The organism is Paenibacillus azoreducens, from assembly GCF_021654775.1.
In the GTDB taxonomy this organism is placed as follows: domain Bacteria; phylum Bacillota; class Bacilli; order Paenibacillales; family Paenibacillaceae; genus Paenibacillus_AQ; species Paenibacillus_AQ azoreducens.
The window spans coordinates 1,729,770-1,749,906 of the sequence record NZ_AP025343.1 but is presented as its reverse complement, the minus strand read 5'-3'; the positions used below and the strand labels follow the sequence as shown (position 1 = coordinate 1,749,906).

General features: G+C 49.9%; 17 protein-coding genes and 1 riboswitch. Of the genes, 5 read left to right on the top strand and 12 right to left on the bottom strand.

The genetic code is table 11. The annotated features are described in order from the left end of the window. Positions 1 to 114: 114 nt before the first annotated feature. A complete protein-coding gene (locus L6442_RS07435; RefSeq protein ID WP_212977577.1) occupies positions 115 to 573 on the bottom strand; it encodes a chemotaxis protein CheX in 459 nt (152 codons plus the stop codon). Positions 574 to 986: 413 nt separating this feature from the next. Here L6442_RS07435 and L6442_RS07430 point away from each other — a divergent pair, with 413 nt between their 5' ends. Both L6442_RS07430 and L6442_RS07425 read left to right on the top strand, forming a co-directional pair. After that, positions 987 to 1,889 (top strand): LysR family transcriptional regulator, encoded by a 903-nt coding sequence (locus L6442_RS07430; RefSeq protein WP_194233245.1) that lies wholly within the window; start codon positions 987 to 989, stop codon positions 1,887 to 1,889. Between the two features lie 37 nt (positions 1,890 to 1,926). Beyond that, entirely contained in the window at positions 1,927 to 2,736 is an 810-nt protein-coding gene (locus L6442_RS07425) for a histidinol-phosphatase (protein ID WP_212977576.1), read from the top strand. Between the two features lie 433 nt (positions 2,737 to 3,169). Here the strand turns inward: L6442_RS07425 and L6442_RS07420 are convergent, their stop codons facing one another. From L6442_RS07420 to L6442_RS07410, 3 genes are all read right to left on the bottom strand, one after another. Beyond that, positions 3,170 to 4,144, bottom strand: coding sequence for a DMT family transporter (locus L6442_RS07420; RefSeq protein WP_194233243.1), 975 nt, complete (start codon positions 4,142 to 4,144; stop codon positions 3,170 to 3,172). Positions 4,145 to 4,164: 20 nt separating this feature from the next. Then, positions 4,165 to 4,752, bottom strand: coding sequence for a GNAT family N-acetyltransferase (locus L6442_RS07415; protein WP_212977575.1), 588 nt, complete (start codon positions 4,750 to 4,752; stop codon positions 4,165 to 4,167). A gap of 69 nt (positions 4,753 to 4,821) precedes the next feature. Next, the gene (locus L6442_RS07410; RefSeq protein WP_212977574.1) at positions 4,822 to 5,685 is read right to left on the bottom strand and encodes a metallophosphoesterase; all 864 of its coding nucleotides are present in this window, start codon (positions 5,683 to 5,685) and stop codon (positions 4,822 to 4,824) included. A 65-nt stretch (positions 5,686 to 5,750) separates the two neighbouring features. Here L6442_RS07410 and L6442_RS07405 point away from each other — a divergent pair, with 65 nt between their 5' ends. Continuing rightward, on the top strand, positions 5,751 to 7,130 hold the full coding sequence (locus L6442_RS07405; RefSeq protein ID WP_212977573.1) for an aldehyde dehydrogenase: 1,380 nt from the start codon (positions 5,751 to 5,753) through the stop codon (positions 7,128 to 7,130). A 107-nt stretch (positions 7,131 to 7,237) separates the two neighbouring features. Here the strand turns inward: L6442_RS07405 and sdhB are convergent, their stop codons facing one another. From sdhB to L6442_RS07390, 3 genes are all read right to left on the bottom strand, one after another. Further along, positions 7,238 to 8,002 carry a succinate dehydrogenase iron-sulfur subunit gene (gene sdhB, locus L6442_RS07400; RefSeq protein WP_194233239.1) on the bottom strand — a complete coding sequence of 255 codons (765 nt, stop codon included), beginning with the start codon at positions 8,000 to 8,002 and terminating at the stop codon, positions 7,238 to 7,240. Between the two features lie 14 nt (positions 8,003 to 8,016). Beyond that, on the bottom strand, positions 8,017 to 9,762 hold the full coding sequence (gene sdhA, locus L6442_RS07395; RefSeq protein WP_212977572.1) for a succinate dehydrogenase flavoprotein subunit: 1,746 nt from the start codon (positions 9,760 to 9,762) through the stop codon (positions 8,017 to 8,019). Between the two features lie 76 nt (positions 9,763 to 9,838). Continuing rightward, positions 9,839 to 10,507 carry a succinate dehydrogenase cytochrome b558 subunit gene (locus L6442_RS07390; protein WP_194233237.1) on the bottom strand — a complete coding sequence of 223 codons (669 nt, stop codon included), beginning with the start codon at positions 10,505 to 10,507 and terminating at the stop codon, positions 9,839 to 9,841. 227 nt (positions 10,508 to 10,734) lie between these two features. Between L6442_RS07390 and L6442_RS07385 the strand changes: the two genes are divergently transcribed. Then, on the top strand, positions 10,735 to 11,643 hold the full coding sequence (locus tag L6442_RS07385) for a LysR family transcriptional regulator (RefSeq protein WP_212977571.1): 909 nt from the start codon (positions 10,735 to 10,737) through the stop codon (positions 11,641 to 11,643). A gap of 177 nt (positions 11,644 to 11,820) precedes the next feature. On the opposite strand, the gene L6442_RS07380 is transcribed toward L6442_RS07385, so the two are convergent. The 3 genes from L6442_RS07380 to L6442_RS07370 are packed head-to-tail and all read right to left on the bottom strand — an operon-like array spanning position 11,821 to position 15,179. Continuing rightward, positions 11,821 to 13,095, bottom strand: a complete 1,275-nt coding sequence (locus tag L6442_RS07380; protein ID WP_212977570.1) for a cation:proton antiporter — start codon at positions 13,093 to 13,095, stop codon at positions 11,821 to 11,823. A 16-nt stretch (positions 13,096 to 13,111) separates the two neighbouring features. After that, the gene (locus L6442_RS07375; protein ID WP_194233234.1) at positions 13,112 to 13,780 is read right to left on the bottom strand and encodes a potassium channel family protein; all 669 of its coding nucleotides are present in this window, start codon (positions 13,778 to 13,780) and stop codon (positions 13,112 to 13,114) included. Positions 13,781 to 13,838: 58 nt separating this feature from the next. Beyond that, positions 13,839 to 15,179 carry a TrkH family potassium uptake protein gene (locus tag L6442_RS07370; RefSeq protein WP_212977569.1) on the bottom strand — a complete coding sequence of 447 codons (1,341 nt, stop codon included), beginning with the start codon at positions 15,177 to 15,179 and terminating at the stop codon, positions 13,839 to 13,841. 66 nt (positions 15,180 to 15,245) lie between these two features. Then, a riboswitch (cyclic di-AMP (ydaO/yuaA leader) is annotated at positions 15,246 to 15,384 on the bottom strand. Positions 15,385 to 15,639: 255 nt separating this feature from the next. Here L6442_RS07370 and L6442_RS07365 point away from each other — a divergent pair. Then, positions 15,640 to 17,349 carry a CPBP family intramembrane glutamic endopeptidase gene (locus L6442_RS07365; protein WP_212977568.1) on the top strand — a complete coding sequence of 570 codons (1,710 nt, stop codon included), beginning with the start codon at positions 15,640 to 15,642 and terminating at the stop codon, positions 17,347 to 17,349. Here L6442_RS07365 and uvrC read toward each other — a convergent pair. Further along, positions 17,318 to 19,204: an excinuclease ABC subunit UvrC gene (gene uvrC / locus L6442_RS07360; protein ID WP_212977567.1), complete on the bottom strand. Its 1,887-nt coding sequence runs from the start codon at positions 19,202 to 19,204 to the stop codon at positions 17,318 to 17,320. The genes L6442_RS07365 and uvrC overlap by 32 nt on opposite strands. A 283-nt stretch (positions 19,205 to 19,487) precedes the next feature. After that, a complete protein-coding gene (trxA, locus tag L6442_RS07355) occupies positions 19,488 to 19,805 on the bottom strand; it encodes a thioredoxin (RefSeq protein ID WP_194232587.1) in 318 nt (105 codons plus the stop codon). Positions 19,806 to 20,137 lie beyond the last annotated feature (332 nt).

The following is a 20,137-nucleotide window of genomic DNA, read 5'->3' as shown; positions in this document are numbered from 1 at the left end:
CCCCTCGTACGCTCCGCTCCTCAGTCCCTATCTTCTTTCAACCTTCTCGGTGCTGAAAACCGGCCTTTTTGAACACGCACTAAAATACATAATTTCGAGGAAATCCCGTTTTGCTTAAGATATCATGACCTGAATATCCAGCTCTCCGATCCCGTCCATTAAGAGTGGGATACTGAGCGCCTTCTGCGGAAAAAACGATGTAACCTGCTCGCTTTTGACAACTTTAGGAGGAGTAATGTCCACATTAACTCCCTGATTGGACAGCATGGTGCTTGCGTTGCCGCTGATCATATTGCCAAGTTCAGAAATGGCGCTTTGTCCCATCTCATCCATTTCCGTCAGCACATATCCTCCCATCATGATCGATACCATCCGCAGCGCCACATGCTCATGAATGCCAAATACGATATCTCCGTTCAACTGTCCGGTCATTCCGATATGTATCCAAATATGATTCTGAATCAATTCTACCGTTTTGACTCCAAGGTTCCCCGTCGATGGAGATACCTGGATCACCTGCTCGATAACACTCCGCGCGGATTCCAGAAAAGGATTGATAATTTCCGCTTTCATTTCTGTTATACACCCCTTCCATCGTTGATTGCAGGACACGCTCCAAAAGTCCCAATTCGCTTTGAACCAATTATACGGTAAACCTTTTAAGAAATCACCAAAAATTCACAGACGAATTAAGAACCAGGGTATAAATACCCTTTAAAACCATCTCTTTTTTCCTAGTTAAGAACTTTAGTCCTAAATCCTGTTATGTATATCGGTCCTTTAGGTATATTTTTGAATACTATGACGAATTTTGTAGAATCTATTTTTAAATCATCGCTGTTTCAGATATCGAGACGGTTTGTTGTCAGAAATTACTCTGACACAGAAGCGCATTGCCGTGACTTTCCGAATCCCATATAATTAAAGGATACACAAATGGTCGAAGCTCATAAGTAGGGTACAAATAAGGTCTAAGGAGGTACTGCATGAACATCAGTCAACTGGAGACACTGATTACCATCTCAAAGACGATGAGTTTCCGCAAAGCCGGGGAACTGCTTAATCTGACCCAGCCTGCCGTATCCGCCCAGATCAAAAGCCTGGAAGATGAGTTCAAAACCGTTTTGGTCGACCGGAATCAGCCGGTTACGCTGACCGACCGCGGTGAAGTTTTTTTGGAGCATGCCGAACGGATTCTGGCAGTTGTCGAGGAACTGAAGCAGCGTTTGTACGATCTGGAGCAAATTCCTCAAGGTCATATCGTGCTTGGCACAACTACCTCCATCGCCATACAAATTTTGCCCCGGGTGCTCTCATATTTTCAAAACCAGTTTCCGCTGATCAAAACGTCGATCCAGTCCATGGCCTCCTCCCAGATCTATACCAGCGTGGAAAACGGTCAAATCGATGTTGGAATAGGTTACCTGATCGAACGCAATCCCAACTTGATCACCTCGGTGCTTTATTACGACACTTTCGAACTCATCGTCTCGCCGCGCCACCCGCTAGCCCGGCAAACGGCGGTATCCATCGATGTACTGCGCGATACGCCGCTGATTTTACTTTCACCCGATACGGTCGGCAGGCGTTTTACCGATGAAATATTCAAAACGCATGACATTATGCCGAACGTGGTCATGGAGCTGTCCAGCAGCGAGGAGATCAAACGGATGGTCGAAATCGACCTTGGCGCGGCCATTATGTCCAAACAATCGGTCGCAAGCGAGCTCCGCCACGGTACGCTCAAAATCATCCAGCTCCGGGAACTTGAGGTCAGCCATCCCGTCGGCCTGATTTATAAATCCGGGAGATATTTGAACTCCGCCATGCAGCAGTTTCTAAGCGATCTGAAAGGCATGCCTGAAACCCAATTCATCAGTTCCGAATAATTCGATGGTTATGCACAAACGAAGGGAGTTTTTTATCATGAAATTCGATCTTCATACCCACCATTTCCGCTGCGGTCATGCGGACGGAAATATTCGCGACTATATCGAAGCCGGCATTGCCGCCGGTTTGCAGGTGATTGGCATCTCCGACCATACCCCTTATTTCGGGGAAAAGGAGGATCGGGCATTTCCCCAGATTGCGATGGGCAAATCCGAGCTTGCCAATTATGTTCAGGAAGTCCTTGAGTTGAAGCAAGAATACGAAGGAAAAATCGATGTTTTGCTCGGCATTGAATCGGACTATTTTCCGGAACATGTGGAAGAATACCGCCTTGTCCTTTCCGGATATCCATTCGACTACATTATCGGATCCGTCCACAGCGTCGGCGGAGTCAGCATTTTTAACAAAAACCGGTGGAAAAAATTAAGCGATAAGCAGCAGATCGAAGTGAAGGAACAATATTACCGCCAGATTCAGGAATCGGCGCGCAGCGGCATGTTTCAAATTTTGGGGCATATCGATGCTATGAAAGGGAACTACCCCGCTTTCTCCGAAATTTCGGCCGAACGTATCCTTGATGAAACGCTGCAGATAATCGCGGAGAACGGTGTCGCCATCGAAATCAATACATCGGGCAAAACCAAGCTGAGCGGCGGCTGGTATCCGTCCGATGCCATTTTGGAGCGCGCATGCCATTTCGGCGTGAACGTGACTTTCGGCTCCGATGCGCATAAGCCGGCGCGTGTGGGCGATGAGTTGGCCCTAGTGGCGCAAAGACTGAAGGAAATCGGTTTTACCGAGTGGGTTTATTTCAAAAACAAACAAATGCAGCATGTACCGCTCTAATCTCTTTGCCGCAAAATATCCCCACAAACTCATATTATATAAGGTTCAAAATATTAATTAGTACTTGACAAGAAGCAAAGTAGCGGAGGGGACGGAATCGATTCTTACGAAGCGGCAGCGTTCGCCTAAAAGCTTTCCGCAGGAAAGCTAGCTTCGAAAGCATCCGCTTTGTCTTCGAATTTCTACCTTTTTGGAAATATAATCATAGAAAATTGGAGACAACAGCGATCGGAAGAACGATCCGGAGTCGCAACGGTCAACTCGCATCGTATCAAGAACTAATTTTAGTTTTGAGCAAAAAAATGGACCCGTCACGTGCGGGTCCGCCAAAACATCATTTATATTTTCAAAAAGGGGGTCATGCATTAAGTGTACCCTCTCTCTGTTAGAGACGCATAACAGTAATATTTCATTTATGTTACAAAACTTACCTTCACGTTACACCCTTCTCCGGCACCCCGTTTTCGGTCATCGCTTTTTTCCGGCTGGTCTGGCCGGACCGGTTCACAATGATAATTCCGGTTACCACCAAGGCCAATGACAGGCCAATCCAGGCCGAAACTCTTTCATCAAGCAGCACGGCCGACAACAAGACGCCGAATACAGGAATCAGAAATAAATAAAGCGACACCTTGCCAACCGCATTATACTTCATGATCGTGTTCCAAAGCGCAAAACCTGCGGCGGAAAGCAGCGACAGGTAGGCGAGCAGCAGCCATCCCTTTGTATCAAAATGAAACGGCGCCAACCCGCTTCGGACCGCTCCTACCAGCAAAAGCCCCAAACCGCCGGCAAACATCTGTTTTCCCGTCAGGGCAATTACCGATTCATTGGTGCTTTCCTTGCGGAAGAGCACATTGCCGAATCCGCCGAATGCGGCCGAAGCCAGCAGCAGCACCGCCCCGAATCCGAAGTGGAACTGAACTCCCTGCTGTGCAAAACCCATTACCAAAATGCCGAGGAATCCGAGCAGCAGCCCAAACCATTTCGCCGGATTCAACCTTTCGGTTTTGTCCATCCATCTTGCCGATAAGATTTGGAACAGCGAGGTGGAACCGACCAGAATGGAGCCTTCAATTCCCGAACTGAAGCTTAATCCCGCATACAAAACGAGATACTGCATAAAAGTTTGAATAAATCCCAGGCGCATGACGCGGGGCAGCGAAAGCGGTATTCTGTCGGTTCGGCGTGTTTGTCCCATGAGAAGGGCCAGCGCGATTAACATGAGCCCTGCAAGCGCGAAACGATAACCTGCGAATACCCATTCCCCAAATACGTTGCTGGAATCGATCTGAAAATGCTCGTAACTGATCTTAATGACAGGCAGCGCGCTTCCCCACAGCAATGTTGCTCCTGCGGAACTGATCAAAATGCCTGCCGGATGTCTAAACCATGTTTCTGCCTTCACCTTGGTGCACGAATCTCCCTTCAATTTTTACGATCATGTTCCATTCTCCCGCTGCGGGCCTGGAATTGCTGATCCGTAAGACTGTAAATTTTCATTTCAACCGGTGCGAAGAACATTCTTTTTTGAGTCAATATGCGTTCCAGCACCATCCCGTTTTTTTGCATCACCCGTTCCGAGGCGGCGTTCACGGCATGGCAGCGGCCTTCCACACGCTGCACTTGAAGCCCGGCAAACGCGTAGTTCAGCAGTACGCCCAGCGCCTCCGTAGCCAGTCCCTGCTGCCAAAATCTCCGGTCCAGCATGTAGCCAACCATGGCGTCGCGCCGCTCCTGTCTCCAGTTCTGCAAAGATACGACGCCTACAGGGCCCTCCGCCTCCGGAAGCCAGATTCCGTAATGAACCGAATCCTGCCGCCTTGCATTCAGCAGTTCGGCGGCAATGCGGCGCGACCGGGAAAAGGTGAATAAAGTTCCTTGCGTTACGTATTTCATCACATACGGATCGGAGAGGATCGCCAAAAGGCTGGGGGCATCCTTTTTCTCGATCTGACGAAGCGTTAATCTCTCACCCGCTATCACGGGCAAAAACTGAAATCTTTCCGCCAACATTCGCAAGAACCCCTCTCCTTTTAACGGGATAGCATGATAAATCATTGCACATTAAAACACTTGCAAAATTTACGGGCCGGTTCTGAGTGTAATGATTGTCAGCTCCGGTCTGCAAAGGAAACGTATCGGCAGATGGGTCTCCCCTATTCCGCGGTTGACGTAAAGCGGCATGGAACGTTTCCCTACCGCATATGCTCCCATGATATAACGCCGCGCCCCCGGAGGTGTAAGCACCGCCCCAAGCAATGGAAAGCGCACCTGCCCGCCATGGCTGTGCCCGGATAGCTGCATGTCGAACGGATAGGCTGCGGCGATATCGGCATAATCCGGTTCATGCATCATCAGCAGGGTAAACAATTCCGGAGGAACTCCTGCTAACGACTGCTCCGGATCGGGATCGCCCATAATTTCGTCCTCAAGGCCGACGATAGCAATCGTTTCTCCCTGGTATTTCACCAGCGAATGCTCGTTTCTCAGCACCTTGAAACCAACCGCATCCAACAGCTCGGATACCCGGTCCGGATGGACCAGATAGTCGTGGTTGCCGAGAATGGCAAACTTGCCGAGCTTAGCCTGCATGGATGCCAACTGCGGAAGATAAGCAGGCATGGCATCCGTGCCTGAATCCACCGCATCGCCGGTAAAAAGAATCAAGTCCGGAGAGGCATTGGCAATGCGCTCGCACAGTTGGTCAATATCTTTTTCATGCGTATGAAATCCAATATGGAGGTCGCTGAATTGCGCGATGGTCATTCCGTCAAATGCGGCGGGAAGCCGCGGAAAGCGATATGTCAAGCGGATCACGTCAAGCTGCCTTGGCTCCCAAAACCATGCATAACCTCCGGTTAACATGCCGGCACCTAAAATGGCCGCCCCACAGCGTTTTAAAAACGCCCTGCGCGACATTTTGCCGTTATTCATGTTGTTTTTCATTGCCGGATACTCCCTGTATAATAGAAATATAGCACTTTAAAATGAACGGAAAAGGATGAAGCTATATGTCTAACGATACCATGACAAAGCTTATTCAGAAACAAAAACATTTTTACAGCACCGGCGCCACTCGGCCTTATGAAGAGCGTCTGCGCCAGCTCAAGCGGCTGAAAGGCGCGCTTGTTGCATACGAGAAGCAGATCATATCTGCTTTAAAACAGGATTTGAACAAAAGCGAATTGGAATCCTTTTCTACGGAAATCGGTATCGTCTATGAAGAATTATCCTTTACGGTCAAGCATTTGCACAGCTGGATGAAGCCCAAAAAAGCCAAAACCGCATTAACGCATATCGGCAGCAAAGGGCGGATCATCCCCGAACCTTATGGTACAGCACTGATTATAGCCCCTTGGAATTATCCTTACCAGCTTGCCGTCTCTCCTTTGATAGGCGCGATCGCCGCGGGAAATACCGTTGTGCTGAAGCCGTCAGAGTTGTCCCCGGCTACCTCCGCTCTGCTGGCTGAAATATTGGAGAGCCTTTTTGATGAGGAATATGTGGCTGTCGTGCAAGGCGGGCCGGAAGTAAGTCAGGAACTGCTGGATCAGGCTGTAGACTACATCTTTTTTACGGGAAGCGTCCATGTCGGCAAAATCGTCATGCAAGCAGCAGCTAAACGCCTCATACCGCTTACGCTTGAGCTCGGGGGCAAAAGTCCCTGCATCGTACATGCGGATGCTCCGCTCAAGCTGACGGCGCAGCGCCTGGTGTTCGGCAAATTTACCAATGCCGGTCAAACCTGTATCGCCCCTGATTATCTGCTTGTGCACCGCAGCGTGAAAAACGAGCTGATTGCCCACACCCGTGAAGCCGTTGCGGAATTTTATGGCGCCGAACCTTTATCCAATGCGGCATATGGACGTATCGTATCCGAAAGGCATTTCCGCAGGCTCGCTTCCTTTTTGCAGGACGGGAACATCCTATTCGGCGGCCAAACAGCCCCGGACCGTCTGGTCATCGAACCAACGCTTATGGACCAGGTAACCTGGGATACGCCTGTCATGCAGGAGGAGATTTTCGGACCGATTCTGCCGGTCCTTGAATATGACCATATCCAGGAAGCCATAGACATGATTAACGAGCGCCCAAAGCCGCTTGCCCTTTATTTGTTCACCAAGGAGCCCGAGATCGAAGAAATGGTTGTCGGAAGCGTATCATACGGCGGGGGCTGCATCAATGACACGCTGATGCACATCGCTACCCCACACCTGCCTTTCGGCGGCGTCGGGGAAAGCGGAATGGGCGCTTACCATGGCCGGGGCAGCTTCGATACGTTCACGCATTACAAAAGCGTGCTGAAACAAACCAACTTGTTTGATATCAAATTCCGGTATCCCTCATCCAAAAACGGCTTGAAAATCATGCGAAAACTGATGAAGCCTTGAGGGCAATCCATCATTTCATAACCATAGGCAAAAAGCCTCCGCTTTTGCAGCGCAATCGCTGTACAGCAGGAGGCTTTTAAGGTTGACTGGTATTCTCAAGTTCAGCGTTATACGCTAAGCCATTTCTTGAACATATGCTTGGTCGTCTGCTTGTTGATTTCCGCAATGGATGTCGTCAGCGGAATGCCTTTCGGGCAGGAGCGGACGCAGTTTTGCGAGTTGCCGCAGCCTTCGATTCCGCCATCGTCCATCAGGGCATCCAGACGTTCCCCGGCGTTCATTTCGCCCGTCGGATGGGCATTAAACAAACGCACTTGGGAAATTGCCGCAGGGCCGATAAAGTCGGATTTATCGTTTACGTTCGGACATGCTTCCAAACATACGCCGCAAGTCATGCATTTGGACAATTCATAAGCCCATTGGCGTTTTTTCTCAGCCATCCGGGGACCTGGGCCAAGATCATACGTACCGTCGATCGGGATCCAGGCTTTAACGCGCTTCAACGCATTAAACATTCGGCTGCGGTCAATGATCAGGTCGCGGACCACGGGGAATGTTTTCATCGGCTGTACGCGGATCGGCTGCTCTAACTTGTCGACCAGGGCGGCGCAGGCCTGGCGCGGTTTGCCGTTGATTACCATGGAGCAGGCTCCGCACACCTCTTCGAGGCAGTTGGATTCCCAACATACCGGCGCTACTTTTTTACCTTGGTTATTTACTGGATTGCGCTGAATTTCCATCAGCGCGCTGATAACGTTCATTCCCGGGCGATAAGGAAGCTCGAATTCCTCCACATACGAAGCAGCGTCCGGGCTGTCCTGACGGGTAATGATAAACTTCACTTTTTTGGTAGAAGCAGTTTGTTCCGCCATGTCAAATCCCCCTTTTACTTGTCTTTGGAATAGTCGCGGATCCGCGGCGGGATCAACGAAACGTCAACCGGCTCATAAGAAATTTCCGGCCCATCCGGCGTCCAAGTCGCTTTGGTCGTTTTCAGGAACTCTTCATCGTTGCGATCCGGGAATTCAGGCTTGTAGTGCGCGCCGCGGCTCTCATTGCGCAGAAGCGCTCCAAGCGTCATGGCTTCGGCCAGTTCAAGCATGTTCCACAGCTGTCTTGTGAAGGCAGCTCCCGGATTGTTCCAGCGCGATTTATCGTTGATGTTGATGTTTTTGTAGCGCTGCTTCAAATCTTTGATCTTGCCGATCGTTTGCTCCAGTTTGTCGTTGTAACGAACGACCGTCATGTTGGCGGTCATCATGTCGCCAAGCTCCTTATGCAAAGCGTAAGCATTTTCATTGCCATCCATTTTGAGGATGTTTTCATATTTGTCTTCCTGCTGCTTTTTATATTTGTCGAACACGGTGGAGGACACATCCGCGGCAGACTTTTTCAAGCCTTTGATATATTCGACCGCTTTAGGTCCCGCTACCATACCGCCATAGATGGCCGAAACGAGCGAGTTGGCGCCCAGGCGGTTCGCGCCGTGATATTGGTATTCGCATTCCCCTGCGGCAAACAATCCCGGAATGTTGGTCATTTGGTTGTAATCGACCCACATGCCGCCCATGGAATAGTGAACGGCAGGGAAGATTTTCATCGGGAGTTTACGCGGGTCATCGCCTACGAATTTTTCATAGATTTCGATGATGCCCCCAAGCTTCACGTCCAGTTCCTTCGGATCTTTATGCGACAAGTCGAGATAAACCGTATTTTCGCCGTTAACGCCCAAACCTTGGTTGACGCATACGTCGAAAATTTCGCGTGTCGCGATATCGCGCGGAACAAGGTTGCCGTAAGCCGGATATTTCTCTTCGAGGAAATACCAAGGTTTGCCGTCTTTATACGTCCAGATCCGGCCTCCTTCGCCGCGCGCGGATTCGGACATCAAGCGCAGCTTGTCATCCCCTGGAATAGCCGTCGGGTGAATCTGAATGAATTCGCCGTTCGCATAAACGACGCCCTGCTGATACACGGCGCTTGCCGCCGTACCCGTGTTAATAACTGAGTTCGTCGTTCTGCCGAAAATGATGCCGGGACCGCCGCTGGCGAGAATAACGGCATCTGCAACAAAGGTATGGACCTCCATCGAACGCAGATCCTGCGCGGCAATGCCGCGGCAGACTCCTTCGTCGTCTATAACCGCGGATAGGAACTCCCAGTTCTCATGTTTCGTTACAAGTCCTGCCGCCTCATGCCTGCGAACCTGCTCATCCAGCGCATACAGCAACTGCTGGCCGGTCGTCGCGCCTGCGTATGCCGTACGGTGATGTTTCGTGCCGCCGAAACGGCGGAAATCGAGCAGGCCTTCCGGCGTGCGGTTGAACATAACGCCCATCCGGTCCATCAGGTGAATGATGCCTGGCGCCGCTTCGCACATCGCTTTGACCGGCGGCTGATTGGCGAGAAAGTCTCCGCCGTATACCGTATCGTCGAAGTGAATCCACGGAGAGTCGCCTTCACCTTTGGTGTTGACGGCGCCGTTGATTCCGCCTTGCGCGCATACGGAGTGCGATCTTTTGACAGGAACCAAAGAAAATAAGTGAACATGGACGCCGGCTTCCGCCGCCTTGATGGTAGCCATCAGGCCAGCCAGACCGCCGCCCACGATAATGATATTATTTGTTGCCATTCACGTTCACTCTCCTTTAAGAGGTTGTTCAAAAAGTCCATTTTTGATAAGAAAACAGGCCTTTTTGAACACACATTCAACTAAAAACTGACTTTACTGTATCAAGAAATCCCGTTGCCGCCTGAAATTCCGCTCCGCGGAAAGCCACCATAGCCAGCACGAGCATGATGGACACGAGAACAAACAGCGTCATGCAGATGTAAGAAGATACACGTTGGGCACGCGGTCCAACCGTGATACCCCAGCTGACGAAAAAGGACCACAGGCCATTGGCGAAATGAAATGCTGCAGATATTACACCAATCAGGTACAAAGTAAACAGGCCTGGCTGGACCATGATGTTGTGCATCACGTTCCCCAGCTCTTCATGCGTTACGCGGCCAAGCGCAATCTGTACACGGGTTTCGTATACATGCCAGATGATGAACACAAAAGTAATCACACCCGTGATCCGCTGGAACAGGTAACGCCAGTTGCGCGAATATTGGTAGTTTCCGTTATTCGGCTTGGATTGGTAGGCCATATACAACCCGAACACGCCATGATAAATCAGCGGCAGATAGATTACCACCCACTCGAGCACAAAGATAAGCGGAAGGTCATTAATCAGTTTGACGCCGGCGTTAAAACGTGCGGGACCTCCCTCGAATGCGCCGAAATTCGTCAGCGCATGATTGATGAAAAACAAGCCGAGCGGAATGACTCCAAGAAGCGAATGCAGCTTTCTGGAATAATAACCATTCATAGATTTGACGAGCCCCTTTCTCACAATACAACGTTTTCATTTTCCATTTTTCGACATTGCACCAACATACCCCACTTAAACTGTGAACATCTTGTGGCACTTTTCATGTTACTCTTTTTTTTCTTATAATGGAATTGCAATATAATTATTAAACATTATAATTTAAATGCATATGTAATTCATTTGCAATGATATTTATTAGACATGAGTAAAAGAAGGTGAACCGAATGTTCGAAGATTTGGATGTTTTTGCTACAATTGTCGAACAGTCAAGCCTGAACAAAGCTTCAAAGCAGCTAAATTTATCACAGCCTGCCCTTTCCCGCAAAATCTCCAAACTCGAGGATGAACTGGGCGTCAGCTTGTTTAACCGCCGCGGCAAAAGGCTGGAGCTGACCGCATTCGGGCAAACTGCCTATAACTTCGCGCTTGAGCAGCGGCAGCAGTATCAGAAATTCAAGCAGATGATTGCCAGATATAAAGGGGACGACCAGATTTCGGTTACGCTCGGAGCCAGCCTGACGACGCTGCAGACCACGCTGCCGCCGCTCGTCACTGCTTTTATGGAAAAACATCCGACCGCCGAATTGAAACTCATTACCGGTAAAACGCATGAGATCGTCTCCGCTGTCCGCGACAAAAAGCTGGATGCCGGCATCGTCGCCTCTTCCATCGAGGAGCCCGGACTTCACTGCACCCCATTGTTTGACGATCACCTGGAGCTCGTTCTCCCGAAACACCATCCGCTGATCGAGCAGGATGAAGTCGGCATGGATATGCTGCATGGTTTGCCTATGATTATATTCTCAACCGGAACTTGGTACCGTAAACTTACCGACGAGCTTTTTCATCGGGCGGGCATCGTTCCGGACATCCGCATGGAGATGGACTCGTTCGAAGCGATCGTCCGCCTGATTCCATCCTGCAAGGCTGCCACTTTGCTGCCGAAGTCGTATCTGCGCAGGCAGCTTCTTGATGACAACGAGCTGATTGCTGTTCATATTCCAGCATTAAAAGAGACCCGGCGCACTACCTCGCTGATCCACTCGGAAAGCAGCGGTTTAAGCGCCGGGGCCAAACGCTGGATCGAGGAAACCAAGTCTATTTTCGGGCAGTTTGCGGATCGGCAATATTAAAATACCCCCACGATTTATTCCGATTACTTTGCGGGGACCCTGGAATTTACGCTTTAGTTCTGTAAAAGATTTAAGGTTTCTGATATTAGCAAAAAGAAAGCTGCATCCAGGGCCAGGGACCGGGTTCCCCGGCAGGCTGGAAGCAGCTCTGTTTATATTGCTTGAAGTCATGCCGCATCATGGTTTGTGTCCGGCGGCATGTGCGGCAGCCGAAGGATGCCCGTCTGCTTTGATCTCGAGTCCAAGCTTGCGCGCCACAAGTCCGGTCGTGCTCGCCTGCAGCAAAATTGTCAGCATGATCGCCATGAAGGTGATGGCCGAGATCGTGCCTGCGTGGGCAATCCCCATCCCGACAATCATGCCGGACAACGCGGCCGGAATAACCCCCGTTTCGCGTACCCACATCATGAAAAGCAGCTCATTCCATGACCATTTTACTTTCCGGTCCGGGAGTGCGCACAGCAAGATGGTCAACGGGCGGGCCACAAACATCAGCACCAGCACCGCTCCCAGGCTCGGCCAGAAATATTGGCCAAGCGCCTGAAAATCCACCTGGCTGCCAAGCAAGATGAAAATGAGCATCCGCATCATGACGCTCGTATTATCCGCAAACGTCCCCGATTCCTCCAACTTCTCGTCCATGGACAACCCCATCGTATCGGCATTGCCCCAAACGAGTCCGGCCACGAACGTCGCCATAAATCCGCTCACGTGAAGCATATCCCCTATTAAATAGGAAGAAAGAGCAACAACTATCATGGCGATGGTGGTGTAATCTCTTAATACGCCCAGGCGAAAATGGGCTACCAAATACGTTAATATGATCGACACAACGGCCCCGACAACGATGCCGCCCACTGCCGTTTTGACAAAATCCCAGACCATGCCGCCTACCTCCAGCGACTTGCCGCCGGCAACCGCCGCAAGCAGCGCAAATGTCACAATCGAACCTGTCGCGTCGTTAAATGCCGATTCGCTTTCCACCGTCTCTCTTACCCGTTCCTTAATCTTAACCTGCTTAAAAACCGGAATGATGGAGGCCGGATCGGTGGATGCAATGACCGCTGCGGCCAAAAACGAGAAAATCCAGTCCAGCCCGAATAGATAATGAACAGCAATACCGACGACGCCCGTAGTAATCAGCACGCCGGGAACGCTAAGCAGCGACAGCGTAATCCATACCTTTTTCAATCCGCTCAGCCTCAGATTCCGGCCGCCGTCAAACAGAATAAGCGCCGAACCGGCTGTCAGAATAAGTTGGTTGAACAGCGAACTGCTCGCGGCATTAATCAAATGAAGCCCTCTTCCCAGCACCATTCCGGCGATGATAAAGATGGCTACATCCGGCAGCTTAAGCCAGGAAGCCAGCCGACCGGACAGCATGCCGACGGTAATGATAAAGAGCAGCAGGATTAAAATATGATGAATAATTTCAGTCGTCTCGGATTCCATCGTTGTTCGCCCCGCTTTAGTCTACGTTGACGGCTTCGCTCTCGAAGCGGTCTATATTGCCATTGGCGCCGATAATAACCATAATATCCCCGGCGCGAAGCTGATCCATCGCCGTTGGCGCCACGATAACCTTGCCGTCGCGGTGGATCGCTACGATACTGCAGCCGAATTTGGCGCGGGTGTTGATTTCGCTTAAGGTTTTACAATCCAATGTCTCAGGCACCTTCATCTCCACGATGCTGTATTCTTTGGACAGCTCGATGTAGTCAAGCAGGTTCGGCGTCACGAGCTGATGGGCAACGCGGATCCCCATGTCTTTTTCCGGGAAAATGACGCGGTCAACCCCAAGCTTCTCGAGGGCGCGTCCGTGGAGCACCGAAATCGCTTTGGCAACGACGGTGTGCACACCCAAATCCTTCAGCAGGATCGCAGCGAGAATGCTCATTTGGATATCGTCGCCGATCGCGACGATCCCGCAGTCGAAATTGCGGATGCCTAACGATTTTAGCACTTCCTCGTCCGTAGCATCGGCTACGACTGCATGCGTTAAATATTCGCTCATGTCGCTGACGACTTCCTCGTTTTTATCGATTCCAAGCACCTCGTACCCCAAATCGATCAGCTCCAGCGCCAGACTCGAGCCGAACCGTCCTAGACCGATGACGACAAATTGCTGTGTTTTCATTTCTCTCCTGATACTCCTTATTCTTCAAATTTCTAATCTCTTTTATACAGCTAACCTGCTATCCGATAATGATCTTCCCTTCGGGATGACGGTACAGCTCCTTGCCTTTTTTAGGACCCAACGCATAAGCCAAAGTTAGAGGCCCGAGCCGACCGGCAAACATCGTGAGGCAAATTAATATTTTGCCGATCAGCGACAAATGCTGCGTCAGCCCCAAAGTCAGTCCAACCGTGCCGAAAGCCGAAGTCGTTTCGTACAAAATCGTCAGGAAGTTGCTGTCTTCCGTCGTCGAAAGCACCATCGATACTCCCACCACCAGGAATAAAGCCAGGAAAGTGATGGTCAGAGCTTTGAAGATACGTTCCTGGGCCAGCCGGTAACGGAAAAACACGATATCGTCGCGGCCGCGGATCATAGCGATGACGGCTCCGACCAGAATGGTAAAGGTCGTCGTTTTGATGCCGCCCCCGGTAGAACCAGGCGAAGCGCCGATAAACATCAATATGACCATAAAAAATTGGGAAGCCTGGCGCATGCTCGCCAAATCCAGCGTGTTCGCACCCGCTGTGCGCGGCGTCACCGACTGGAAAAATGAAGCGAGAATTTTACCGCCCCAGTTTAGCGAACCTAACGTTTTGGAATTGGTAAATTCGAAAATAAAGATGACCACAGCCCCCACCAGGATGAGCGATCCCGTCATGGACAACACGATTTTGGAGTGCAGCGAAAGCTTGCGGTTCTTACGGTAATCCACAAGATCCGACATGACGATAAAACCGATGCCGCCGGACACGATCAGAAACATCACGACGATGTTCACCAGCGGATCATACACATAACCCGTCAAACTGTTAAAATGCCCGAACAGGTCAAATCCCGCATTGTTGAACATGGACACCCCATGGAAAATGCCGAAGTAAATCGCCCGGCCCACCGGCATGTCAAAGGACCAGCTGATCGCAAACAATGCGGCCCCGCAGCCTTCGATAATCAGCGAAAAGAGCAGGACCTTCCGGATCAGGCGCACGATGCCTTCCATCGTGTTCTGGTTCATGGCTTCCTGAAGGATCAAACGGTCGCGCAGCGAAATCTTGCGTTTGAGCGCAAGGGAAAATAAAGTCGCCATCGTCATAAACCCGAGACCGCCCACCTGAATGAGCAGCATAATCACAACTTGTCCGAAGGGGTTGAAAAACGTCCCCGTATCTTTGACAACCAAACCGGTAACGCAAGTCGCCGAAGTTGCTGTAAACAGGGCGTCGATAAAGCGAAGCGGCTTGCCCGTCGTATTCGCGATCGGCAAAGTAAGTAGTATGGCCCCGATCAAAATAATGGCGGCAAACCCCAAAACAAGAATTTGCGGGGGAGCCAATCGAAACCACTTCAATTTAGCTGTCAATATCTTCACCTCATTAAAAAAGTCAAAAGAAAAAAAGCATCGGAAATCCAATGCCTTTCGGTTTGGGCTCCTGCTGCATAACGCCTACGAGGTTAGCTGACGGATTCGGACATGCACAGGTTGCCCTATTCGCTCCTTTAGAGCGAAATTCACCCCTAAATAATGGTTCCCCCGTTTTCGCGCGGAAATTCGGCGTTTATTCAATTGCATCAAAATTATAATCCTTATTGTTTTACATCACAAAGCCATTATTCGCATGAATAGCTCGGAATATAGCCTGATTGCATCACAATTCTCATAAAAGTCTGCCATTCTCTTGCGTTTACAAATCCTTTTCTTCATTTTCATCGTTTTTTCATGTCTAATTGAACGGAAAACTGGCTTTAGGTGGACATCGTATGCTATGTTTACGTTTATACTATGTATATAACCAGAAACTAATGATGTAAGGAGGCATTTCATGAATCCTGTCGGACAACCGCTTCAGCTCAAAGTCAATTATAAACGGCTCGGAGTGTTTGCGGTCATCGGCCTGGTCCTGTTCGTCCTGTTCCAAATTTTGCCGTCCACCGCTTCGGAGACGCTTGAGCAGCAGAATACAAAAGTAATCAGTAAAGAGCAGGCCCTCAGCGCCGCCGAGACCTTTGCGCAAGATACGCTGCATCTTCAAATCGACAAAAACAAAGACGCGGTCATTACCTACCAATCGAGTTCAGATTTATTCGGATACTTGTCCAGGGAAAAGCTGCTGGAGAAATACAATAAAACATATGAAAAGAATTATCCCTACGATGTCTTTCGGGTCCGTCTGGCTACGCAAGGGGAAAATAGTTCCGCAAGCGTTGATGTACATATGAACTCCAGTAAAGTCGTCGCTTTTTCCGTCACGCCGCGTTACTCGAAATATGCAGCAGCGATGGCGGAGCCAAATAAGGAACTTCGGGAGAGCAAGCTGAAAATCGTCGAAGGAGATCTGTCTCTGCAGGACAAACAGCAGCTTGCCGAGCCGTGGCTGCAGCAAATGGGATATAATGCCGGAAAGCTGGAGGTATCGACCGGAAGGAGCGGAACCGGACTTGTCTATACGGATCCGGCTCAATCTATCGGAAGTTCCAAGCTCCAGATCAAATTTACGTTCGAAGATGGAGCCATTCACTCCTTCCAGCCCGCTTTTTCGGTTCCCGAGTCCCACATGGCTTACGTAAGCCAGCAGACATCCTTGGCCAAATGGCTGACGATGTTAGGATATGGGCTGTTAACGTTTGTGCTTGGCGTACTCGCGATTGTATACAGCGCTTTGACCCGCCATCATACTTCCTTTAAGCGGGGAATATTTTTAAGCGTATTTTATTTTGCGGTAGCGACGTTCAGCAGTTACAACTTGCTGCCTGTATACAAAGCCGAAGGCCTATCCGGTTTCGGACTTTCTCTTGCATTGGTTTTTCAAACCTTTTTTAACATGGTTATGGCAGCCCTTCTGTACTTCTCCTTGGTCGGCGGAGACGGACTCTGGCGCAAAAGAGGCCTTAATGCCTGGGCAAGGGCCAAAGAACCCGGATACGGATCTTATGTGCTTCACAGCATGTTTACCGGTTATCTCTGGGCGTTCATACTGATGGGGGTTCAATCCGTCATCTATATCGTGCTGGATAAGAGCATTCACAGCTGGTCTACCACGGACGCCACCCAATCGCCTTACAATATGCTTTATCCATGGCTGCTGCCGATTATGGCATGGATGGCCGGCATTTCCGAAGAGGCGGTTTACCGCTTGTTCGGCATTCCGATGATGAAGAAGCTTGTGAGGAATACCTTTCTCGCCTGCCTGATCCCGACGTTGATCTGGGCGTTCGGACATACCCTGTATCCGATTTTTCCGGTATACACGCGGCCGATTGAGCTGACGGTCATCGGTTTGTTGTTCAGCTTTATTTTCCTGAAACACGGTTACATCGCCGCCATGTTCAGCCATGTGGTCTTCGACAGCGTGCTAATGAGCTTCAGCCTGTTTGCATTGGGCGACGTGCCGGACATCCTTGCAGGGATCGTCACGATCGTCATGCCTGCCATAGTCGGTTACATTGTTTACCTTTATAACCGCAAGAAATACCCCACAGAAACTAAAAAGGAGCCATATGTTATGACTCCTCATCCTGAAGGGCTGCAATAATTTGCTTTGCCAGCTTTTCACCTATCGAAAGAGGCCGGAAATCTTCAATGCTGGCCTCTTTTATTTTTTTCAGCGAACCAAAATGCTTGAGCAGCAGCTTGCGCCGTTTCTCGCCGATCCCCGGGATCGAATCAAGTTTCGACGCAACCATCGATTTGCCGCGCTGCTCGCGGTGAAATGTAATCGCAAACCGGTGCACTTCATCCTGAATCCGCTGCAGGAGGTAAAATTCCTGACTGTCTCGGGGCAGTTCCACCGCCTCAGGCGGGTCGCCGACCATCAGCTGCGCGGTTCTGTGCTTTACGTCCTTGACCAGGCCGCCCACCGGGATAAACAAACCGAGTTCATTCTCCAACACATCGATCGCCGCGGAAATTTGGCCTTTGCCCCCATCCACGATGATCAAATCGGGCATCTCCAGATTTTCCTTCAGCACACGTTCGTACCGGCGGCGGATCACTTCCCGCATCGTTTCGTAATCGTCCGGCCCCTGAACGGTCCGCACTTTATATTTGCGGTATTCTTTTTTATCCGGCTTGCCATCGATAAAAACAACCATAGCCGACACGGGATTCGTGCCCTGAATGTTGGAGTTGTCGAACGCCTCGATACGGCGAAGATGTCCAATGCCGATGTTTTGCCCCAAATTCGCCGCTGCCCTCAACGTTCTTTCCTCATCCCGCTCAATCAGCCGGAATTTCTCATCCAGCGATACCTTCGCGTTTTCCACGGCCATACCGACCATTTGCCGTTTTTTGCCGCGTTTGGGTACAAGCACTTTAATCCCCAGCCACTCCTGAAGCCAAACCGCAGCATTGTCAGCATCCAGAACTTCTCCGCCTTCATATTCCCCGCTGCCATCCTTTGCCTCTTCGGCTTCTTTGTCCATATCCGGCAGCAGTATTTCCTGCGGCAGAGCCGGGTTATCGCTGTAATACTGGGTCACGAACGACATAAAATCGTTGTACGCCTCGCCATAAAACGGAAAGACGGAAGCGTGGCGCTGCACCATTTTCCCCTGGCGCATATACAGGATTTGCACGCACATCCAGCCTTTGTCCACGGCGAATCCGAGCACGTCCCGATCCTTGGCGTCCGAAGTCGTGATCTTTTGCTTTTCCATGATCGCTTCGATATTCATGATCTGATCGCGAAGCTCCTTGGCCCGTTCAAAATACAGTTCCTCCGCGGCCTCCTCCATCTTCCGCTGAAGTTCCTTTTTGATCTCCTCATGCCCTCCGCCCAGAAAAGACTGGATTTCCTGCGTAATCCGCTCATATTCCGACGGATCGACTTCCTTTTCGCAAGGCGCGAGGCATTGTCCCATATGATAATACAGGCAAACCTCTTTCGGCATGACCCCGCATTTGCGGAGCGGATACATCCGGTCGAGCAGCTTCTTCGTCTGCTGCGCAGCGTAAGCATTCGGGTATGGCCCAAAGTATTTGGCTTTGTCTTTCAAGACTCGTCTGGTTACCTCAAGCCGCGGATGGGCTTCATTCGTTATTTTTATATATGGGAATGTCTTGTCGTCTTTAAGCAGGACATTATATTTCGGCTGATGCATTTTAATCAAATTGCATTCAAGAATCAGCGCTTCCATATTGCTGCCGGTGACAATGTATTCGAAGTCGCGGATATCCGCCACAAGCCGCTGCGTTTTTCCGTTATGGCTGCCGGTGAAATAGGAGCGGACGCGGTTTTTCAGCACCTTGGCCTTGCCGACGTATATAATGTTGCCGTCTCTATTTTTCATCAGATAACATCCGGGCAAATCCGGGAGCAACGCAAGTTTGTTGCGGATATTTTCCTGCGCTTTTTCCAGTTCATGCAATTCTTCGGTTTTCTTGTCCATGGTTTCCCCTCCTCCCGGTTCATTGACACTTCTTCATTATATGTGGAATTCGCCAAAATCCAAAGCGACAATTTCAAGCAGCGTTCAAACGCGGAAACAAAATAACCCCACAAAGAGTATCGGAAAGAATTCCGACGACCTCGAAGAGGGGCGCTTTGCCGAAGCAAAAGTACTGAGTGACGCGTAGCCTTTGAAGCTTATTCCGATTACTTTGCGGGACCCCGGAAGTTTAAAAATGCGCCCCCGAAAAACCGGAGGCGCATAATATGTTCGAAACGTGAAATTATTGATGTTTGGAAATGATGTTCTTCAGGTTTTCCTTGGAATTCAGACCTACCACTTTGTCGACTGGTTGGCCATCCTTGAAGAAGATCAATGTCGGAATGCTCATAACGCCGAAACGGGAAGCTGTTTCAGGGTTATCATCCACGTTCAATTTGGCAATTTTTACGGAGTCACCCATTTCAGTTGCCAGTTCGTCCAGAATTGGAGCGATCATTTTGCAAGGACCGCACCAAGGTGCCCAAAAATCTACCAATACTGTACCTTGGCCTTCAATTTCAGCATTAAAGGATTGGTCAGTTACATTTACAATAGCCATAATATTTTTCCTCCTTATAAGAAAGCTGAATTTTTAACAAAATTATGATTTTGCAATACTGCTTCCCGTTCGCTTTGGGTTTTGCAAAACCATTCAAAAACTGATATGTCTCTGCGGACAGTTTAAGTATAACACATTTTTTTTAGAAATGTAAATTCCTTAATTACAGATGGGGCATCACGTTTCGATCGTCTGCAGGACTAAAGATCGCCTTTATAAGTATTCACCATATATTCTTTACAAATTCTTTGGAAATTGGGTATACTAATGTTAACTGGGGTTCCTTTGTCAATGACCAAGTTCATTTACATATGCGAAACCATCCTGAGGAG